This is a genomic window from Nocardia sp. CA-129566, assembly GCF_050956075.1.
Classification (GTDB): Bacteria; Actinomycetota; Actinomycetes; order Mycobacteriales; family Mycobacteriaceae; genus Nocardia.
The window spans coordinates 40,414-57,467 of record NZ_CP192086.1; the positions used below are offsets into that span (position 1 = coordinate 40,414).

Sequence of the window (17,054 nt, forward strand, 5' to 3'; positions counted from 1 at the left end):
GCATGGCATGGATCTGCGCTTTGCCCCTGGATTACGTGGACCTTCGCCCAGGCGAGCAGTGCGACGTGCCATTGCCCCCACATGAGGACAAGGGAAGCCGCCGTCGCGCTACAGGAAATCGGAGGCTTGCTCCTACGATCGGAAGCTATGAGTACACCGGATCCGAAAGCGCCGTACTGGACCCGGCGAGACGTTGCCCTTTATCTGGGCTGGTCACCGCAGACAGTGAGTTCGTACCTATCGGCAGGTCGCCTGCCGGAGCCATTTGATCGTGTCGCGGGCTCGCCGATCTGGGAGCCGCAGACGATCATCGCCTGGAATGAAGGGGGGCGGCCAAAACGGCAGGTCGACTGATCCGCTTTGACTTGAGGCGCTTGGGTTGGCGAGATGTCGTCCAGACGCCCAGAACTATTCGCCCCCGATAGTTGGCCCATCCGGCCAGAGTTCCATGAGCTGTGCGGGGGTGTGAGGGGCGCGGTAAACGGCATGAAGAACCTCTCGTGCCGTATCACCAGGCGCTGACTCGGCAAGCCGCACGAACCAGTCGGTGCCGGCGGAGTACGACCAGAGGTAGGAGCGAAGAAGGACATTGGCGCCGCGGTCGGTCAGCAGGTCTGCAATCTGTGTGTCGGTCCAGAAGGGGACGTAACGCCGAGCTCGGTCCGCGAGCTCGGAAAGAGACTCCCCGTGGGCAAGAGCGATGTGCAGCTGCCCTCGGACCAGTTGCAGATAATGATCGAGACGTACCCGAGCAACGAGTTGCTTGTCATCCGCCGCTACGAAGAGCGGCATGGCCTGGGCCAATCCCTCGAAGAGGATCTGACTCGGCGCGTGCACGGCCTGCAGTCGGATCCAAGGTACGTCTTCCTTAGCGCAGTGTGCTGAGATGCTGGCGAATTGCAGCGCGTGGCCCAATACCTCATGGAGGGCGAACTGGCGGGCCAAGACCTTGGTGAAGCGGGCATTTCTACGATTGATCCGCAACCGAGTCTTCTGGCCGGCGCCGTCGAGCCAATAGCTCCAATAGACGTCGAGGTCGGTGGATTCGATGCTGAGTTCGTAGTCTGCTGTCGACCCGGTCATGTTCCGGACCGATGGCTCAAGGCCCGCCGCGGAATCTCGAATGGCTCCTTCGATGTCCGAGGCGTCGAGGATCCCTTCGACGGTCATGAGATCGCTGGTCAACTTTGGTCCCCAGTCGATGCCGATCGAATTCAGATGGTGTTGCGCGTGCTCGCGGTGCAGGTGCAGATAGTCCTCCGACCAGCCACGGGGTTCACAGCCCTGGGTCCGTAGAACGTACTGTTCCAGCGGCTCTCGTTGACCAAGCAGCGCGCTGCAATAGGCGATGTCGGCATCGATTCGGGTTGCGAGCGCGGTCTCTCCTGCTGCGGTTGCCGCATCCTTCAGGCGGGACAGCTGGTGAAGCGCATCGAGACGGTTCTCGACGGCGGGGATCTCGGCGTCTGTTGGGTAGCAGTCGTAGTCGATTACAGGGTGTGCGCCACGATCGACCTCGTAGCGGTTCCATGCACGCAAAACACGCTCGGTGGTGTCACGCAACTCCCTGTTCACCGGTCAAACTCCCAACGTAATGTCACCGACTGATTCGGCTGCAGATAATCCCTGGTAAGCGTGACCACGATGTCGTCGCCGTCGTAGTCCCACAGTAGGTCCTCTGAAGCGCTGTTGATCGCACCCCCAGGCTGGACTTCCTCACCAGAACAGGTGAGCAGCTTGTGAATTCCCTTCTGCCGCAGATTGATCGTGAATCGGCGCGTGTACCGCACCATCTCCTGTCGCCAGTAGAAGTGATCAACGAATCGGCCACCAGTGCAGGCGTAGCTGATCATGCCGGTCTCGCCAGGCAAGATCGCTGGTGAGACCTGGCAGGAGAATTTGGCCATCGTTGGAGCATTATGGGTGCGCTCAATCGAGATCTGACGGTGGTCTCGACGAAGTGGATCGATGGACAGTCCGCCATCGTCGGCATACTCAAACCAAAGCTCCCGCGCGACGCGTGTCAGCGGCACCTCCGACATGTTGAAAACATCGTGGGTGTAAACGATCCGGGCTTGGCCGTCCTCATCGATGTCGAGGTCGATCCGCAAGTCCAGCTCAACGACATTTCCGACCAGGCTGGCCAGCTGCACAGTTTCCGTGTGGTTGAGGCGAAGCACCTTGGACAGGGCGGCAAGCTTCTTGCCGATCCGCCGAGCGTCCTCCGGGAGATCTGCGTCATCAAAGTCGCTCACTGCATCCGGCAGCTTTGGTGCTGAGACGGCCGTCATCGGCAGGCGGACAGGCCCCCATCCGGTCACGCTCGTATCGCGTGTTCCAAGCGCCGTTGCGACTGCCTCAACGAGTTGACCGCGGCCAAACTCGTTGCGCGCGCGGCGCTTCAGGCGGTCCGCTACGAGATCGACTGGGGCGAACAGCTCTTCGGCAGTCCATCCAGGGAACATGCTCTCAAGAATGCGGCAATGATGGCCCCGCGGAACGCCATTCAGGTTTCCGGCGAGCCACTTGTAGTACTGCGCCCGGGTGGGTGGAGCGGCTCGCCCATCGCTGAGGTTCAAGGCCCGGGCGTGCTTTTTGTACTCCTCCGAGAAAGCGGAGTGCTCATGCAGATGCTGGTCTTGCAGAAGGGCCTTGAGAGCGATGGTTGCCATGACATTCGCCTTCTAGCGCCGATGGAGGGGTGAAGTCCGTTCCCGCAGAGGATCTTACGCGCGAAAGGCGACAAAAAGAGACTCAAAGAGCCTAAAACACGACATCGGGACGATGAAAAGCGACTCTGACCTGGTGGAACGTTGATGCATGGTTTCAAACCACCCTTCTATAACAACAGCTGGCCTGCTGAAACCCACCCTGGACTTTGTAGGAGGCATGCTCCTACACTCGACACATGTACGTAGGAGCACTACTCCTACGGGGTCGAGAAGCAGGGAACTGAGCTGATCGTTCCCAAACGGTGTTTCGGCACATAAAACTCCATCCCCGGCGGTCGAGCGCGTACGTGAAATCCCTTCACCACAAAGGGATTTCACTTCGCCAGAGAGTTCGCACCTCTCCAACAGCGCCCGCCGCCTCCAGATTGAGGGCCTGCCGTAAGGGCAGTCCCTGAACCTTCTTTTCAAAGGAGAGACTGCAAATGGGCAGGTCTCAGGCTAGTCCACGTCTTCAACAGGGTTCAGAGCGGAAGCCGACCCCGTTTGTCAACGCGTTCATGCTGCTCGGCACCCCGGTGGGATTGGGGTATCTGACCCACCCGTTGTGGCCGGCAGATCTGGCGTCCCGGGCCGGGGCTGTGGTGGTCCCGGTGCTGGTGGGGCTCGCATTCATCGCGGCCGCGTTGCTGCTGGTTGCAGGGACCATCGCCTTCGCTTTCGGGCGTGGGGCGCGGTGGCTGCGGTATCGGCTGCGGTGGGCACGCGCCCTCGACGACGCCGGGCTGACCGTGGAGAAGAACCATCAGGTGCTGGTGCCGCAGCTGGCGTCGGTGACCTTGCGTCGCGCCGCCGATGTGGTGCGAGTCCGGATGCTGCCCGGCCAGGCCCCCGCCGACTTCGCCGGGCAGTTGCGTGGTTTGGCGGTGGCGTTCGGCGCGGCCACATGCAATTTGCGGCTGGTCGAACACCGACCCGCCTTGATCGAACTGGTATTCACCCGCACCGCAGCCAGCATGGCCACGGTCAAGCCATTGTTTGGAGGTGCGGCGTGATCGAGCTCGGATTCGTCGCTTTTGCCGTGATCTTCGCTCTCGGTTTCCTGGTCATCGCCACGGCCGCGTTCGCGTTCGGCCCGGCCGGAGTCGTTGCGGTGATGGCCGCTGTCGGATCGGTCATCGTGCTGGTTGTGGCGGCCAGGGTGTCCAAGCGCACCCAGATCGCGCGGGCCGCGGCCGCCAACCAAGCCGCATGGGACAACTGGCTCGATAGCTTCCCGCACTCGGTGCGGCATGTGGTGCGCAGGCTGACCGATCCGTGGTCGGCGGTCACATTGTGGTCGGCGATCGGGATGGGTACCGAGCCCAACCCGACGCGTGGAGAGCCCGGATCCTGGCCGGTGCTGGAGCCGTCGTACGGGTCCTACCCACCGGATGAGGGCATCTGGCCGGTGCCGGTCGGCGCCCGTGTCCGGTTGCGGATGCTGCCCGGCCACGCCCCCAAGCACTACGCGGCGAAGCTCGAGGAGCTGACCGTCGCGCTGGATGTGGACGCGGTGCGCGTCGTGGAACACAAGGGGCAGTTGATCTGCCTGGACGTACGCACCCGCGACCCCCTCGAGAACGCGATCGCGGTGCCGGTCCCGGTGGAGCCGGTCGACCTGACCAAGCTGAATCCAGGGCTGCGTGATGACGGCGATTTCTGGCTGGTGCCGCTGCTGGAGCGCAACTGGCTCGGCGTCGGCGTCCCGGGTGCCGGAAAGTCCGGGTTCGTTCACAGCGCGCTGGTCGCGACCGCCCCTGCCGCCCGCGACGGCCTGGTGGTCAACATCATGTTGGACTTCAAGTTCGGCATCGAGGCAGCCAAGGCGAAGGGCTTGCTGCACTACGCCGCGACCAGCGAGAAGGCTGGCGCGAAAGTGCTGCGGTGGCTGCGCTACGAGGTGGTGGAAAAGCGCGGCCGCGACATGGAACGCCGCGGCGTCGACAAGCACACTCCCACCCCGGACGCGCCGATGTATCACTTGATCGTCGACGAGCTGGCCGAGCTGCTCGACAACCCCGAGACCCGCAAAGAGTTTCTGCGGCTGCTGATCTCGATCATGCGGCTCGGCCGCGCGATCGGCGTCTCGGTATCGGCTTACACCCAGCTGGGCAACAAGGCGATCCTCGGCATGCTGCGCGATCTGTTCCAGATCCGCGTCGGCATGCGCATGGCATCGCCTGAGCAGGTGGTCATGACCTACGGCGACCATCACGCCATCGAGCGCGGCGCCGCGAACACCTCCATCCCCGACCGCGACACCCAGGGCATGGCCTACGTCGTCGATGACGGCAGCAGCCAGATCGTGCGAGTCCGCGCCTACTACGTCACCCCCGCGGATCTCGAACGGTTCGCACGCATGTACCCCCCGTTCGACCACCAGATCGCCGAGCAGGTGGAGAACTACACCAGCGGCCACGCCACCGAAGAGGACGGCATCGGCAGTGGCCGCGCGGCCGATGTGCTGCCGATGACCACCCGCAAGCGCACCTCCCCAGCCCTCCCCGACGGTGATCTTCCCGCCTCGATCCTCGCCTTCCACGGTCCCGCCGATGACAAGAGCACCGACGACGAGAGCGCTGAGGCGGCCGAGGACGGCATGAGCGAGGACGACGCCATCGCCAAGGCCTTCGCTGAGGCCGACGCGCTGTCCGACGCGATCGGCAACGAGCTCGATGCCGCTTCTGCGGACGACGAAGACAGCGCCTAAACACTTCTAGACTGCAAGACTGCTAACAGTCTAGAATTCTGTTAGTTCCGTTTCATCGAAAGGAATCACCCTGATGACCACCACCCTCAGCCCCGCCGAGATGCCGTTCACCGTGCTGATCGACGAAATCGGATCCGCGATCGACGCGCTGGAGGCATCCTTGGACGCCTCCCCAAATGCCGACGTACTCGCTCCGCAGCTGCGCGAGGAGTTCGCGATTTTGTTGCCCCGTGGCAGGTGGTGGCGCAAGCTCTCGCTCCGCCTGGCCGAGCCGGAAGGCCGCGGCCCCAGCATCTTCCGTGACCGTCAGAGCGCGGAGAACGAGATGTTCGACGTGTCCGCCATGGCCCGCGGTGTGTTCGGGGTCCGTCGCCGCGACTACCGGCTACGGCTGATGGTGCGCAACGTGCGCATCAGCGACACCGGCGCCACCACCACAAGCCCGTGGCGCCCGGCCGACGTGCTCGCCGACACCACTGCGGTCCGGTGATCACGATGACGCTGCTGCACCCATTTCGAGGCACCGCCGACGACGAGATGGCTGAGCTGCGTACCCAGATCCGCCGCCGTGCCCGCCGTGCCCGCACCCGCCAGGACATGCTCGCCCTGGTCGACGACATGATCGACGCCCTCGGCGCGGTGCTGGTCGCGGACACACCGCCCGATGCGGGGCCCGCCACCGGTCTGATCCAGGGCCCGGAGGGAGTGGATTCGCGCTGGTCCTGCACCGATCCCGGACCCCTCACTGTCGACGAAGCCCGTGAAGTCCTCGAAGAGCACATCGACTGCGTGCCCGATCGGGCGCTCTGCCGCATCAAACACACCGCGCTGACGGTGCTGGCCGCCGCTGGCATCCGCACCCCAGACGGCTGCCGCGTCCCGTGAATGGCGAAGGGACCAGCCCGCTGATACCGGGCTGGTCCCTTCCACCTCAGATTACGGAAGGAATCCGATGCCAAACACCACCACCCACACCGAAGCCGCACTCGGCACTGAAATCGCGGCGGTGGCCCGACGCGCCGCGGACATGCTCACCGGCCTGGAAGACCCCGAATCGCTCTACCAGCTCGTCATCGACCTGGCCGACCACGCCGACCGCCTCGGGACGGCGCTGCTCGACTCCGGCGAGCACCCGCTCAACGCCGCCGCCCTGGTCAACAGCGTGCGGGAGCAGACCCCAGAAAACCTGCACCACCTGCTCGGAGCCCCGATCCACCGGGACTGGGGTGATGACCTGTGAGCCCCAAAGACGTCGAAGGCACGGTCTATCTGCTGCATTTCAAGCGGCCGTACCGTCACGCCCGCCACTACACCGGCTGGACAACCGATCTCGACGCCCGCCTCGCCGAGCACCGCGCCGGTCGCGGTGCGCGCCTGCTCGCAGTGATCGGCCAAGCCGGCATCGAGTGGACACTGGCCCGCACCTGGGACGGCACCCGCCGCCGCGAACGCCAGCTCAAGAGCGCCGGCGGCGCGGCACGGCGGTGCCCGCTGTGCGGGATCAGCCCACGCGCCCGCTCCGGAGCAAAGGCGGAGGGATAGCCGATGACCACCGCATACACCTGCGCGGACCGCGCCACCCTCGCCGACGCGGCCGCCACCGACCTGGGCACCTGGGCCAACCACCTCACCGAAGTCCTCGCCCAGGTCGGCAGCACACCGGCCACCGCGAATCTGGTGTGCAGCTCCGACACTGGCGACCGCCTCTACAGCTCGCTGACCGAGCTCGCCGACCTCGGCGGCTCGATCGACCTGAACCGTCTACACGCTGCGCTGCCGGTCCTGCTGCGACCGCTGCTCGGCGCACCCGACGCCGGGTTCCCGCGCCTGACCGACCTGATCGCGGCCGCGGTCGAGCTGATCGCCCGCGCGGAGGCCTCGCACGCCATCACCGTCACCATCGCCGGCGCCGAACACGACCCGACCGCGCGCGCCGTCGACTCCCACCTGCAGTTCGCGGGCAGCGTGCTGCGCCAGGCCCTCACGATGCTCGATCCGACCATCACCACTTCTGGAGGTATCCGATGACCACCACCGCCATTCCCGAGTGGCAGGAACGTCTGCGCGCGGACCTCGCCCGGATCCAGGCGTTCGCGGCTCAGTTCACCGCGGCCGCCGCCACCGGCGATCTGACCATCGAGCAGCTGCACGCCGCGCAGGACCGCATGGATGTCATCCGCGCCGAATGGGAACACGCGCCCTCGGTGGCGGCGCGGCGCATGTGGGCACGCCTCGAATCCGGTGGCGGTGCCCGATGAACATCGCCATCTTCGAATCCGACGAACCTGCCGACGCTGGCACACGGCTGCGGGGCATCGATGCCGAGCAGACCGCTCGCGAGTTGCCGGATATCGCGGCCGCCGATCTGGGGCAGCTGGGTTTCGCGGCGCTCGCGATGCTTGGGCGCGTCAGTCACTTCGGCCACGCCCTCGAGGCGGCCGAGCACGCGAAAACCGTTCTCCAACAATTGATCCTGTCGCTGGAAGGCATGGAGGACCAAGCGGTCGACGACGACGGCGAAGGCCTGCGCCGGTTCCTGATGCAGGCCCGGGAGCAGTTGCCGCCCGGACTGCGCCCGCACCTGGATATCGAGGCCGAGGACATCGAACTCGGACCGCGCTGGCTCGCTGACGCCTTCACCTCGGTGGCGGATCTGCTGGGCCTGGCCGAGTCCGTCGCCGGGATCCACTACCGCACCCACAACGACCCGCAACGTGCCGCGCGAATCAGCGGCGCCCTGGCCGCCGCCCGCGTGGCCGTCACCACCGCGACCGACCTCAACACCGCCGGAGGCCTCCGGTGACACGTCGGCCGCCTGGCCGCCGAGCGCGGGAGCCGCGCCGACCGGGATTCGCCAGACCCACGGTGCATCCGCTTCCGGCAGCGACCGAGAAGCCGTGCGGCGGACTGATGTGCGTCCCACAGATCGACATCAACCGAGCCGACACCGGCCCAACCGAGGAGGAGATGTGAAACGAAAGTTCAAGCGCAGCAACAGGATCAATGTCGATGATCCATGGCTGCTGAGCGCGACGGTGGCGACCCGCACCGGTGTGCTCGGCTGGCTGCTGCCGCGGCCGCGCACGGTTGTCATCGCCGCGAACTGCCCACGCTGCCTTCCCGCAGGCCATTCGCGCGCCATGCCACGGCTGCGGGGATGGGTCAACCCGTGCGGGCACCGCGACGACCCGATCGCGGTCCTCGCCGAGGCCGACGAGCTGGAGCGGGCCCGCGACGTCTACCGGCAGATGGCCGCCGCCCGGATATCGCATCCGCCGAAACCGCTGGTGTCCGCGCTTCGGCGCGCCCCCGCCGCTCCCACCGACCCGCCCGGCTTCTGCTGCGGTGCGCCGCTGGCGAAGATCCCCGGCCGTGACGTCGACATCGCGATCGGCATCGAGCACTTGGCCCACTGCCGCGAATGCGGCCACTACGAGCCGTGGGACGCCGACACCGATTCGGAACTCTTCGATGGCTAGCCGCCTGACCGGAACCGTATTCGATCGCCGCGAGAGGGAGGAAAACCCGATGACCAGCAACAACACTCACGCAGCGCACCAGCTGCGCATGGAGTCGGTGCCCGCATCGGCCGGCCGCGAGTTGTGGGTCGGATCGTGCTCGTGCCAGCAGATGACTCCGACACCGCCGTGGGAGGACGACGCCGTCCGCCAAGCCCACCAGCTGCACGTCGAGCTGGCGCAGGTCTCCGTCGACCAACTGCACGCCAAAAACGGAGGTCAGGCCGGATGAACTTGCTGACCACCTACCGCAAACGGCGCTGGATCCGGCGCGAGGCCGATATCGCGCGTACCGAACCCGACACCATGGCCCGCCACGCTCAGACCGAAGAAGTCGAGCCCGGATCGCTGCAGACGGTCACCCTGCGTGACCACATCGGCGGCCCATGGTGGGCATTGGGCCTGTTTGGACCGATCGTCTCCGTCGACATCGGCACGCACTGCCCGCGCTGCGGCCAACCCCGCGGACTCCCGCAATGGCGCGGCCGCGTGCAGACCTGGACCAACCCCTGCGGGCACATCGACCGGCCCGCCGCGCTGATCGACGAGGCATCCGAGCTGCTGCTCGGCGCCCGCGTCGACGCTCAAATTCAGCGAATCCACAACCGCAACAACCTCATTGCCGCCCGATCCGCTGCGCAGACGCGCGCCAACCGAGCAGCTCGAGCCAAGGGATACACCCATGCCTGATACCAACACCGCCGTACTCGATCGCCCGACCACTCTTGAGCCCACCGCCGTCGACGCGCCCAATGTCTATATCGCGGCCATCCCGATCATCGAGATGTTCTCTGATGCGGCCTATCAGCGTGAGCTCGATCGAGCCCGGGCAAAGAAGATCGCTCGAGAATGGGATCCACGCCTGGTCGGTGTCGTCGAGGTGTCCGACCGCGGGCCCCGCTGCCCCCAAGGCCGCTACGCGCTGATCAACGGCCAGCACCGGTGGGCCGCCGCAGGCCTGCGCGACCCGAACACCGTGCTGGTCGCCAACGTCCACACCGGTCTCTCGGTCACCCAGGAAGCCACGCTCTTCCATGAAATCGACTCCAAGACAAAGAATCTGAGCACCTGGGACAAATGGCGCTCCCGCCGCGCCGCCATGGATCCGGCCGTGCTCGACATCGAGGACACCGTCGCTGCGGCTGGTCTCTCGATCGACATGGCTCCCAAGGACGGCCACATCCGGTGCATCGCAACCTTGGAGCGGATCCACCGCATGGGCGGTACCCGACTGCTCGGCAACACCCTGCAGACCATCGTCAACGTGTGGGGCCGCCGCCTGGACTCGGTGGACGCCCCGATCGTGATGGGTCTGGCGCTGATCCTGCACACCTACACCGACACCCTCGATCACCGCCGCCTCGGTGAGGTGCTGATCGAGATGGTGCCCCGCCAGATCAAAGCCCGCGCCCAAGCGCTGCGGGAAGTCGAAACCGGTCAGATCGGCAAGCTCGCCGCCAAATACATGGTCACCACCTACAACAACGGCTTCAGCCGCAAGCTCGACCGCGGCCAACTCAGCTGACCAACCCGAAAGGAGATCCTGATGACCCTCATCCCGGTCACCATCCCGCTGCGCGACCACAACCAGGTCACCCTCACCGGTGAGCAGGTCAGCACGCATTTCGCGCTCGTACCCGCGACAACCCTCCGCGAGGACGGAACCCTCGGGTTCGCCAGCCACGGATACGGGCTCACCCACATCCCGACCGGCCGCGCAGTCACCTTCGACACCTTCGTCGACCCGCGCCGCCTGGCCCTCGCGCTGGAGGAACTGCCGATCGACTGGGCCAACCTCACCGAGCCCACCCGCGGACAGACTGCCCTGGTCCACGAGACCTACCTGCAGGTGTGGAACGACCCAGAGAAACGCTTGCCGTGGCCGGCATGGGCCGGTGACGAGTCGACCCCGGCGCTGTCACTGATCGTGCACCAACTCGACGACCAGCTCGACAACACCGAGCACCGACGCGAGTTGCGGCGCGCCCTCGAACAGCAGATCGCCGCCTACGATCCCGAACTCGGACACACCGTCACCGGCCATCTGCTCGCGTCCAGCTCGATCGAAACGGTGTCCGCCTACGCGCTGGTCTACCTGCTCGCAGCGTTCATGCGCACCGATCCCGCCGCCGCCGACCGCGCCGCCCGCCACGTCACCGAGGCATGGGAGCACGGCGACGACGCCAGCGAGTGCATCTACCAGTGGCGTCAGCAAATCGCCGACCAGGTGCCGATGCAGCTGCCCGGGTTCCCGGACCTGCCCACCGCCGCCACCGTCACCGTCTGATCCCCGGAAAAAAGGAAAAAACGTGACCCTTATCCAGCTCACCATTCCCCTGCGCAACGGCGGGCACGCAAGCGTCACCGGCCAGCGGTTGACCGAGCATTTCGCCGTCGCACCGGCGCTGAGGATCGAGGACGACGCGACGGTCGGTTTCGCCGACCACGGGCGCGTCCTCAACCACATCCCAACCGGGCGCGTGGTCACCCACTCGGTGTTCGTCGACTACATCCGGTTCGCGACCGAACTGGAGGCACTGCCCATCGACTGGGCCAACTTCGCCCAGCTCACAGCCGAGCAGGCCCAAGCGATCAAAGACGCACATCAGCGCGTGTCGAGCGAGCAGGCCCCCGCATGGCCGTGGCCAGAATGGGCCGGTGACGAGTCCTCACCGGCGCTGTCGCTGCTGGGCACCCTGCTCGATGACGGCGCCCAGGACGCGCGCCGCGACGAGTTGGTGGACAAGCTCACCAGCCGCGCCACCGAACTCGACTCCGAATTCGGCACCGAGCTGGGCAATCAGCTGCGCTGGATGCTCGCCGGGATCCACACCACCAACTACAGCGCGGTGTGGCTGCTGGCGGTCCTGCACCGCGTCGACCCCGCGGCCGCCGACCAGGCAGCCAAAGAACTGGCCTGCGCTCTCGACGCCGGTGACGCCTTGGGCGAATGGACCTACCAGTGGCGCCAGGAACTCGCCGACCAGATCCCGCTGACCTTGCACGGATTCCCCGACCTGCCCACCCCCATCTCCTGAACTCAGGAAGAAAGGAAAAAAAGGGATATGCCCGAGATCATCGCGCTGTGTGGCTCGATGCGTTTCTTCCCGCAGATGCTGGACGTCGCCGCCGAGCAGACCGTTGCCGGACGCATCGTGGTGCCGCCATTCAAAACGGTGCCCGCCGACCAGCAGGACAGCCCGCTCAAAGCGCGGCTGGACGAGCTGCACCGCCACAAGATCGAAATGGCCGATCACGTCCTGGTCGTCACCGACGTCACCGGCTACATCGGCGAATCGACCCGCAACGAGATCGAATACGCCCAAGCCACCGGCAAACCGGTCACGGTGCTGCGCCGCGGCCGCGGTCTGTCGCGGATCCTCACCGAGGCACACGGTTTGCTCGCCCAGGCCAGTGAGCTCGGCGAGACCGTGGTGCCGGCGGACGAGATCGCCGAGCAGTTCACCACCATGCGCCAGGCCTACGCCGATGCGCTGGCCATGGCCGAGATGTCGCTGAACTACGCGGCTTCCCTGGTTCCCGATGACACAGCAGTGGCGGCCCGGTCATGAAGCGGGCCACCGACGTGCTGTGTGACTGCGGCGCACCCTTCGACGAGATCGATACCGACGACGGCATGCGCGCCAAATGCAGTGACCCCGATTGCGCCCGGGTCGAGGCCTGGCCCGAACACCTCACCGGTGTGGGCGGTGATCTCCGATGACCTCCGTCCTGGAACCACCGGCGATCGCGGCCGCCGCGACCGCGGAATTCATCGACGCCCTGGTCGCCGAACTCGCCGACCGCACCGCCGATGTCGCCGGTGCCGCACTGACATTGATCGATACCGCCGAGAGCGGCCATCTCGTTCGGGTGATGTCCGCGGCCGCCGCGCTGCGTTCGGAACTCGACATGCTCCTCGGCTCTCTTGGCCCTTCTGCCCGTGCCGGGCTCATCGTCGACCCGGCCGCCGTCGCGCCTGCGCTGCAGGCGCGGCTCACCACCACCATCTGGATCGCCGACCTCGATAGGACTCAGCTGCCATGACCACGACCATCTATCCGACCTTCGAAGGACCGACCGCCGCACAGTACGGCGGACCAGCGCCACAGCCGTTGCTCGCCACCGTGCGATTCGAGTCCGCACCCTCGCGCCGCCATGGGATCTCCGCCACCACAACGGCCGCCGCCGTCGCTATCGGCATCGCAACCGGATTCGCGGCGGGTTTCGTCCTCGGCTGGCAAGCGCTGTGACCAGCAATTTTCGGAATCAGCACACCAACAATCAAAAAGCTAGACTGCTAACAGTCTAGGCTGCTAGAGTGAGATCATTCCGAGGACGCAGCGGGAACCGAACATCTGATACGTGCCCGGTTCCCGCTCCGACTCTCCAACGACGGAAGGGCACCCCCGATGCAGGACACCACCGCCGACCTCACCCCCGCCATCACCGAGCGCGCCAACCAGCTCGTCGACGCCGTACTCGCCCTGGCCCTCGGCAACACCCCCGGCCCGGCGATGTTCACCGCGATGCGCGACCACGCCGAGGACGCCTCCACCGCCGCGCCCGCGCTGCACGAACTGCTCGAGATCCAGACCCAAGGCGGCCACGGCGCCCTCGAGGACGGCTACACCCCCGCCGACTCCGCCGCAGTCGCCCACGCCCTGCGCACCCACATCCTGACCCGCATCGCCGAGAAGACCGGCCTCACCCTCACCGCCGCGGCCTGAAGCCCACCCCCACGAACCCCAGTGTCGCCCGGCTGCACAAGTCGGGCGACACCGGACACCACTCGCTGCGCCGGAAGGGCAAACACGATGAGCGAGAACATCCCCATGCCGAACAACCTGATCACTGCCACGCTCGACGCGGTCGCGGACCTGGATCCGAGCCTCCTCGCCGACCCGCACACGCGGGTGCTGATCGAGCTGGGCGCACAGTTCATCACCGAGGTGACCGACCGCTACGGATCACCGGCCGCCCCGCGCTGGGCCTCGGGAACCGTCGAGACCGACGTGCTGATGTGCTACCACAACGGCGGCACGGACGGGCACACCAGCGCCGGCCCGCTCGGAGCCGGAGTGCCGCGCGGCGTCCTGCAACTCGCCAACGCTGTGAACTCCACGGCCGGACGGGAAGTAATCGATCCGCTGCTGCGCGCAGCAGCGTTCACCGCGGCCTGCGCACACGATCACACCCAACTGTGCGGGCGGTCCCTGCTGCCCGAGGGGCAAGGCCCCGACCGGGGCGACGAACGCCTGTCCGCCGAAACCGCCCGCATCCGCTGCCTGGACACGGGCGTCCCGGCCGAGGTCGCGGACCTGGTCCACGTCGCCATCACCGCGACAGCGTTCGACCCCGAAACCCGCAGCCAGAACGTGGATTACGACGCGTACCCGGACCGGGTGGTGCTCGCTCAGGAGATGACCGCCGCCGCCGATCTGCTCAGCCTGGCCACCCGTCGCGGCCCGCTGTCCTCGCTGGAGATGGTGTGCGAGTCGCTGTGCCTGCATCAGCGTGGCCGCCTGGTCCAGCAGCAACTGCCCGCCGCCGCCGCGATCAACAACCCGGCCTGGCTGCTGGACTGCATCGACGTCGACCCAGAGCTGCACGCCGCGTTCAACGAGGCAGTGGTCGGACAGGCGAAGTTCTTCGCCGGCCACCGCTACAGCGACCGAGCCATCCGCCAAGCGTGCGGCGCCAGCGTCGACGACCTGTTCGGCGGTCGGCAGGCCAATGCCGAGCTGCTGGAGATCTTCGTCGGTCTGCTCCGCGACGGCCACAGCCCTCGCGAGCTGTGGAACTGCGCTCGGGATATGGCCGGATACTGATGCGCGACAAGGAGGTTCGCCCCAGCGCCTCGCTGGCGGACATGATCCGCGCCCACCAGGAACATCATCGGCGGGAAACGGTCTACCCGGACCCGCAACCGGCCGCCAACGAACCGGAGTACGACCACATCGTTGGGTGGTGGGAATCGGTGAGCGCGAGCCTGCTGAGGTGGGCACCGCCTCTGCTGCGCCGGGTACCGCGCGCCCTGTGTGGTGAACCGATGTGGGCCAATCCGGATCGGCTGGACCAGCCTTTGTACCCGGAAACGCCGTACTGCCCGGCCTGCCTGGAGGTCGACGGCCGCGACCCCGACACCATCGCCGCCCACACCAAACACGTTCGCGGCTACCGGATCTGACCGAAAGGAACAACTGATGACAACCGAGAACACCGCCCCGGAGCAGGAACTCAGGGTGGACAAGGCGTTGAGGCAGGCGTACGAGTCGCTCACCACCGCCGCCACCCTCGCCACCACCAGCAACGGCGAACGCGCATCACGGGTGATCGGCGCACAGTTCGATGCCGCGTTCGCGGCCGTGGAAACACTGCTGGAACTGCGCGCCGGAGACCGCGCCTGCACCACCGCCCGATTTGGAGCCACCGGCATGAGCAATGCGGAAATCCATTCCGAGACTGTGCGTTTGGCCGCGGACGTGGTGATGCTGGCCGAACACGACGGCGAGCTGCACGTCGGGCCGGTACAGAATGCCACGGCGCGCGCGGCTGATGGGCCCGCACAGTGACACTCCGGGTTTAGGCAGGCTCGGCAACTCAGGCTCCTTAGGCTTGAGCAGGTGTCCGACACCTCTTCTGGCGCGGCGAAGCCCCCGCGTCGACGTACCAAAAGCTCGAGCATGAAGACCATGTTTCCGGGCTACTTCCCTCCGAGCAGTGATGCCCTGCGCCGATTCGTCGTAGACGGTCTTGTGGTACTCGATACGAACGCTCTATTGGATGTGTACCGGTTCACCGACACGACGCGCTCGCAGTATCTGCAAGTACTGGGCCTCCTGGGAAACCGTCTGTGGATACCGCACCGGACAGGTCACGAGTTCTTCGAGCGCCGAACCACTGTCATCCGGCAGCGGCACGACGTCAGAGACAACCTGGAGCGCGACTTTGCCAATGTCCTTGACGTAGCAGTAGCTGCGATCTCCCAATTCGCCCGGCGCCGCGGTCTCGGGGATGAGGCTGTTCAGCCGATCGCCGAGCACCTAGCCGACGCGTTGATAAAGGTTCTCGCTGAGCTGGACGAAACGGCTGACACCGGTGCCGTGATCGATCCTGACGCTCATCCCGACTCAGATCCGATCCTGCAGGAGGTGCTGCTCCTGCTGGAGGGGAAGATCGGTGATCCGTTCGAGGTGAGCATCTTGGCTGGCCTTCAGAAAATCGGCCAGCAGCGCCTCACCGCGAATATCCCGCCGGGCTACCGCGATTCCAGCAAAGGAGGCGATCGTTCGATCGGCGACTTCCTGGTGTGGGAGCAGACCATGCGTGAAGCAGAGAAGCGCAAGATGCCGGTCCTCATGATCACCAACGAGCAGAAGCCGGACTGGGTACGCGAGGACGGTGTGCATATCGGCCCGCGGTCAGAACTGGTCAAAGAGATGCGGGATCGGGCAGATCAGGATTTCCACCTGGTCGACGCGCGAACCTTTCTGACCCTCGCGCAAGAGCACCTTGCCGCAGAAGTCAGCGAAGCTTCAGTCGACGAAGCTTCTCGGTTGGGCCGCATCTCCGAGCAGCCCGAACAGGTAAAGGACGCCGTCGTGGCAGCACCGACGGCGCGAGCATATGCGCGCGCCTTCTCTCCCGAGGTCACGGGCGCGATCGACACTCGCTGGATCGATGGGCTCTACTCCGATCAGGCCGCTGGAATCATGCAAGCAACTCAACAGATCTATGGAAATGCGCTCAAGGACTGGAATCCCGCTGCCTCTCTTGACTCCGTGCTCAAGGACTTGAATCCGACCGCGCGCCTGGATGCCGTGCTCAAGGACTTGAATCCGACCGCGCGCCTGGATGCCGCGCTCAAGAACTTGAATCCATTCGCTGGCCTTCGGGATTCCGCGCTCAAGGACTTGAATCCCACATATCAGGCGGCCCTCACAGCAGCGAACGCTCAAGATCGCCAAGGTGTGTCGAAGCACACCGCTGAGGAAAGTGACGCAGCCAAGGCGAAGGCTCCGAGTGCCAAAAAGTCCACGCCAGCAAAGAAGTCCACACGCGGCCAAAGCGCCAAGAAGACAGCGTCGGACTCGGAGTCTCTTGACGAGTAGT

General features: G+C 65.8%; 27 protein-coding genes. 25 read left to right on the forward strand and 2 right to left on the reverse strand.

Annotated features, from left to right (window positions below; genetic code table 11):
* Nucleotides 1-147: 147 nt before the first annotated feature.
* Entirely contained in the window at nucleotides 148-354 is a 207-nt protein-coding gene (locus ACQP0C_RS41650) for a helix-turn-helix transcriptional regulator (RefSeq protein ID WP_433734916.1), read from the forward strand.
* A gap of 54 nt (nucleotides 355-408) precedes the next feature.
* On the opposite strand, the gene ACQP0C_RS41655 is transcribed toward ACQP0C_RS41650, so the two are convergent.
* Together ACQP0C_RS41655 and ACQP0C_RS41660 are read right to left on the reverse strand one after the other, a co-directional pair.
* Nucleotides 409-1,575, reverse strand: coding sequence for a hypothetical protein (locus ACQP0C_RS41655; RefSeq protein ID WP_433734915.1), 1,167 nt, complete (start codon nucleotides 1,573-1,575; stop codon nucleotides 409-411).
* Entirely contained in the window at nucleotides 1,572-2,672 is a 1,101-nt protein-coding gene (locus ACQP0C_RS41660; RefSeq protein ID WP_433734914.1) for a hypothetical protein, read from the reverse strand. Before ACQP0C_RS41660 ends, ACQP0C_RS41655 begins: the two co-directional genes overlap by 4 nt.
* Before the next feature lie 557 nt (nucleotides 2,673-3,229).
* Between ACQP0C_RS41660 and ACQP0C_RS41665 the strand changes: the two genes are divergently transcribed.
* The 24 genes from ACQP0C_RS41665 (at nucleotide 3,230) to ACQP0C_RS41780 (ending at nucleotide 17,053) form a co-directional block, all read left to right on the forward strand.
* Entirely contained in the window at nucleotides 3,230-3,724 is a 495-nt protein-coding gene (locus ACQP0C_RS41665) for a hypothetical protein (RefSeq protein ID WP_433734913.1), read from the forward strand.
* The gene (locus tag ACQP0C_RS41670; RefSeq protein WP_433734912.1) at nucleotides 3,721-5,421 is read left to right on the forward strand and encodes an FtsK/SpoIIIE domain-containing protein; all 1,701 of its coding nucleotides are present in this window, start codon (nucleotides 3,721-3,723) and stop codon (nucleotides 5,419-5,421) included. The genes ACQP0C_RS41665 and ACQP0C_RS41670 overlap by 4 nt, the downstream gene beginning before the upstream one ends.
* A gap of 73 nt (nucleotides 5,422-5,494) precedes the next feature.
* Nucleotides 5,495-5,911 carry a hypothetical protein gene (locus ACQP0C_RS41675; RefSeq protein ID WP_433734911.1) on the forward strand — a complete coding sequence of 139 codons (417 nt, stop codon included), beginning with the start codon at nucleotides 5,495-5,497 and terminating at the stop codon, nucleotides 5,909-5,911.
* A gap of 5 nt (nucleotides 5,912-5,916) precedes the next feature.
* Nucleotides 5,917-6,306, forward strand: a complete 390-nt coding sequence (locus ACQP0C_RS41680; protein WP_433734910.1) for a hypothetical protein — start codon at nucleotides 5,917-5,919, stop codon at nucleotides 6,304-6,306.
* A 67-nt stretch (nucleotides 6,307-6,373) separates the two neighbouring features.
* Nucleotides 6,374-6,661 carry a hypothetical protein gene (locus ACQP0C_RS41685; protein ID WP_433734909.1) on the forward strand — a complete coding sequence of 96 codons (288 nt, stop codon included), beginning with the start codon at nucleotides 6,374-6,376 and terminating at the stop codon, nucleotides 6,659-6,661.
* Nucleotides 6,658-6,963, forward strand: a complete 306-nt coding sequence (locus ACQP0C_RS41690) for a hypothetical protein (protein WP_433734908.1) — start codon at nucleotides 6,658-6,660, stop codon at nucleotides 6,961-6,963. Before ACQP0C_RS41685 ends, ACQP0C_RS41690 begins: the two co-directional genes overlap by 4 nt.
* Nucleotides 6,964-6,966: 3 nt before the next feature.
* Nucleotides 6,967-7,449, forward strand: coding sequence for a hypothetical protein (locus tag ACQP0C_RS41695; protein ID WP_433734907.1), 483 nt, complete (start codon nucleotides 6,967-6,969; stop codon nucleotides 7,447-7,449).
* Nucleotides 7,446-7,679, forward strand: a complete 234-nt coding sequence (locus ACQP0C_RS41700; protein ID WP_433734906.1) for a hypothetical protein — start codon at nucleotides 7,446-7,448, stop codon at nucleotides 7,677-7,679. Before ACQP0C_RS41695 ends, ACQP0C_RS41700 begins: the two co-directional genes overlap by 4 nt.
* On the forward strand, nucleotides 7,676-8,224 hold the full coding sequence (locus ACQP0C_RS41705) for a hypothetical protein (protein ID WP_433734905.1): 549 nt from the start codon (nucleotides 7,676-7,678) through the stop codon (nucleotides 8,222-8,224). Before ACQP0C_RS41700 ends, ACQP0C_RS41705 begins: the two co-directional genes overlap by 4 nt.
* Before the next feature lie 166 nt (nucleotides 8,225-8,390).
* Nucleotides 8,391-8,900, forward strand: a complete 510-nt coding sequence (locus ACQP0C_RS41710) for a hypothetical protein (protein WP_433734904.1) — start codon at nucleotides 8,391-8,393, stop codon at nucleotides 8,898-8,900.
* A gap of 49 nt (nucleotides 8,901-8,949) precedes the next feature.
* Nucleotides 8,950-9,171: a hypothetical protein gene (locus tag ACQP0C_RS41715; RefSeq protein WP_433734903.1), complete on the forward strand. Its 222-nt coding sequence runs from the start codon at nucleotides 8,950-8,952 to the stop codon at nucleotides 9,169-9,171.
* Complete coding sequence (locus tag ACQP0C_RS41720) at nucleotides 9,168-9,629, forward strand: hypothetical protein (RefSeq protein ID WP_433734902.1); 462 nt, start codon at nucleotides 9,168-9,170, stop codon at nucleotides 9,627-9,629. Before ACQP0C_RS41715 ends, ACQP0C_RS41720 begins: the two co-directional genes overlap by 4 nt.
* Nucleotides 9,622-10,464: a DUF6551 family protein gene (locus tag ACQP0C_RS41725; protein WP_433734901.1), complete on the forward strand. Its 843-nt coding sequence runs from the start codon at nucleotides 9,622-9,624 to the stop codon at nucleotides 10,462-10,464. Before ACQP0C_RS41720 ends, ACQP0C_RS41725 begins: the two co-directional genes overlap by 8 nt.
* Nucleotides 10,465-10,485: 21 nt before the next feature.
* Nucleotides 10,486-11,226 (forward strand): hypothetical protein, encoded by a 741-nt coding sequence (locus ACQP0C_RS41730; RefSeq protein ID WP_433734900.1) that lies wholly within the window; start codon nucleotides 10,486-10,488, stop codon nucleotides 11,224-11,226.
* 22 nt (nucleotides 11,227-11,248) lie between these two features.
* On the forward strand, nucleotides 11,249-11,977 hold the full coding sequence (locus ACQP0C_RS41735) for a hypothetical protein (protein WP_433734899.1): 729 nt from the start codon (nucleotides 11,249-11,251) through the stop codon (nucleotides 11,975-11,977).
* A 27-nt stretch (nucleotides 11,978-12,004) separates the two neighbouring features.
* Nucleotides 12,005-12,511, forward strand: a complete 507-nt coding sequence (locus tag ACQP0C_RS41740; protein WP_433734898.1) for a hypothetical protein — start codon at nucleotides 12,005-12,007, stop codon at nucleotides 12,509-12,511.
* Entirely contained in the window at nucleotides 12,508-12,663 is a 156-nt protein-coding gene (locus ACQP0C_RS41745) for a hypothetical protein (protein ID WP_433734897.1), read from the forward strand. The genes ACQP0C_RS41740 and ACQP0C_RS41745 overlap by 4 nt, the downstream gene beginning before the upstream one ends.
* Entirely contained in the window at nucleotides 12,660-12,986 is a 327-nt protein-coding gene (locus tag ACQP0C_RS41750) for a hypothetical protein (protein ID WP_433734896.1), read from the forward strand. The genes ACQP0C_RS41745 and ACQP0C_RS41750 overlap by 4 nt, the downstream gene beginning before the upstream one ends.
* A complete protein-coding gene (locus ACQP0C_RS41755; protein WP_433734895.1) occupies nucleotides 12,983-13,192 on the forward strand; it encodes a hypothetical protein in 210 nt (69 codons plus the stop codon). Before ACQP0C_RS41750 ends, ACQP0C_RS41755 begins: the two co-directional genes overlap by 4 nt.
* A gap of 159 nt (nucleotides 13,193-13,351) precedes the next feature.
* A complete protein-coding gene (locus ACQP0C_RS41760; RefSeq protein ID WP_433734894.1) occupies nucleotides 13,352-13,669 on the forward strand; it encodes a hypothetical protein in 318 nt (105 codons plus the stop codon).
* 87 nt (nucleotides 13,670-13,756) lie between these two features.
* Nucleotides 13,757-14,770, forward strand: coding sequence for a hypothetical protein (locus tag ACQP0C_RS41765; RefSeq protein ID WP_433734893.1), 1,014 nt, complete (start codon nucleotides 13,757-13,759; stop codon nucleotides 14,768-14,770).
* Entirely contained in the window at nucleotides 14,770-15,129 is a 360-nt protein-coding gene (locus ACQP0C_RS41770; protein ID WP_433734892.1) for a hypothetical protein, read from the forward strand. Before ACQP0C_RS41765 ends, ACQP0C_RS41770 begins: the two co-directional genes overlap by 1 nt.
* 16 nt (nucleotides 15,130-15,145) lie before the next feature.
* Nucleotides 15,146-15,514 (forward strand): hypothetical protein, encoded by a 369-nt coding sequence (locus ACQP0C_RS41775; protein ID WP_433734891.1) that lies wholly within the window; start codon nucleotides 15,146-15,148, stop codon nucleotides 15,512-15,514.
* A 51-nt stretch (nucleotides 15,515-15,565) separates the two neighbouring features.
* On the forward strand, nucleotides 15,566-17,053 hold the full coding sequence (locus tag ACQP0C_RS41780) for a PIN-like domain-containing protein (RefSeq protein ID WP_433734890.1): 1,488 nt from the start codon (nucleotides 15,566-15,568) through the stop codon (nucleotides 17,051-17,053).
* Nucleotide 17,054: the final 1 nt, after the last annotated feature.

What these genes read in the sequence shown, in the direction of transcription:
- ACQP0C_RS41665 (WP_433734913.1), top strand. Translation starts at nt 3,230, where the DNA reads ATGCTGCTCGGCACCCCGGTGGGATTGGGGTATCTGACCCACCCGTTG.
- ACQP0C_RS41715 (WP_433734903.1), top strand. Translation starts at nt 8,950, where the DNA reads ATGACCAGCAACAACACTCACGCAGCGCACCAGCTGCGCATGGAGTCG.
- ACQP0C_RS41740 (WP_433734898.1), top strand. Translation starts at nt 12,005, where the DNA reads ATGCCCGAGATCATCGCGCTGTGTGGCTCGATGCGTTTCTTCCCGCAG.
- ACQP0C_RS41720 (WP_433734902.1), top strand. Translation starts at nt 9,168, where the DNA reads ATGAACTTGCTGACCACCTACCGCAAACGGCGCTGGATCCGGCGCGAG.
- ACQP0C_RS41650 (WP_433734916.1), top strand. Translation starts at nt 148, where the DNA reads ATGAGTACACCGGATCCGAAAGCGCCGTACTGGACCCGGCGAGACGTT.
- ACQP0C_RS41680 (WP_433734910.1), top strand. Translation starts at nt 5,917, where the DNA reads ATGACGCTGCTGCACCCATTTCGAGGCACCGCCGACGACGAGATGGCT.
- ACQP0C_RS41675 (WP_433734911.1), top strand. Translation starts at nt 5,495, where the DNA reads ATGACCACCACCCTCAGCCCCGCCGAGATGCCGTTCACCGTGCTGATC.
- ACQP0C_RS41755 (WP_433734895.1), top strand. Translation starts at nt 12,983, where the DNA reads ATGACCACGACCATCTATCCGACCTTCGAAGGACCGACCGCCGCACAG.
- ACQP0C_RS41775 (WP_433734891.1), top strand. Translation starts at nt 15,146, where the DNA reads ATGACAACCGAGAACACCGCCCCGGAGCAGGAACTCAGGGTGGACAAG.
- ACQP0C_RS41685 (WP_433734909.1), top strand. Translation starts at nt 6,374, where the DNA reads ATGCCAAACACCACCACCCACACCGAAGCCGCACTCGGCACTGAAATC.
- ACQP0C_RS41700 (WP_433734906.1), top strand. Translation starts at nt 7,446, where the DNA reads ATGACCACCACCGCCATTCCCGAGTGGCAGGAACGTCTGCGCGCGGAC.
- ACQP0C_RS41660 (WP_433734914.1), bottom strand. Translation starts at nt 2,672, where the DNA reads ATGGCAACCATCGCTCTCAAGGCCCTTCTGCAAGACCAGCATCTGCAT.
- ACQP0C_RS41765 (WP_433734893.1), top strand. Translation starts at nt 13,757, where the DNA reads ATGAGCGAGAACATCCCCATGCCGAACAACCTGATCACTGCCACGCTC.
- ACQP0C_RS41760 (WP_433734894.1), top strand. Translation starts at nt 13,352, where the DNA reads ATGCAGGACACCACCGCCGACCTCACCCCCGCCATCACCGAGCGCGCC.
- ACQP0C_RS41745 (WP_433734897.1), top strand. Translation starts at nt 12,508, where the DNA reads ATGAAGCGGGCCACCGACGTGCTGTGTGACTGCGGCGCACCCTTCGAC.
- ACQP0C_RS41770 (WP_433734892.1), top strand. Translation starts at nt 14,770, where the DNA reads ATGCGCGACAAGGAGGTTCGCCCCAGCGCCTCGCTGGCGGACATGATC.
- ACQP0C_RS41695 (WP_433734907.1), top strand. Translation starts at nt 6,967, where the DNA reads ATGACCACCGCATACACCTGCGCGGACCGCGCCACCCTCGCCGACGCG.
- ACQP0C_RS41705 (WP_433734905.1), top strand. Translation starts at nt 7,676, where the DNA reads ATGAACATCGCCATCTTCGAATCCGACGAACCTGCCGACGCTGGCACA.
- ACQP0C_RS41725 (WP_433734901.1), top strand. Translation starts at nt 9,622, where the DNA reads ATGCCTGATACCAACACCGCCGTACTCGATCGCCCGACCACTCTTGAG.
- ACQP0C_RS41730 (WP_433734900.1), top strand. Translation starts at nt 10,486, where the DNA reads ATGACCCTCATCCCGGTCACCATCCCGCTGCGCGACCACAACCAGGTC.
- ACQP0C_RS41750 (WP_433734896.1), top strand. Translation starts at nt 12,660, where the DNA reads ATGACCTCCGTCCTGGAACCACCGGCGATCGCGGCCGCCGCGACCGCG.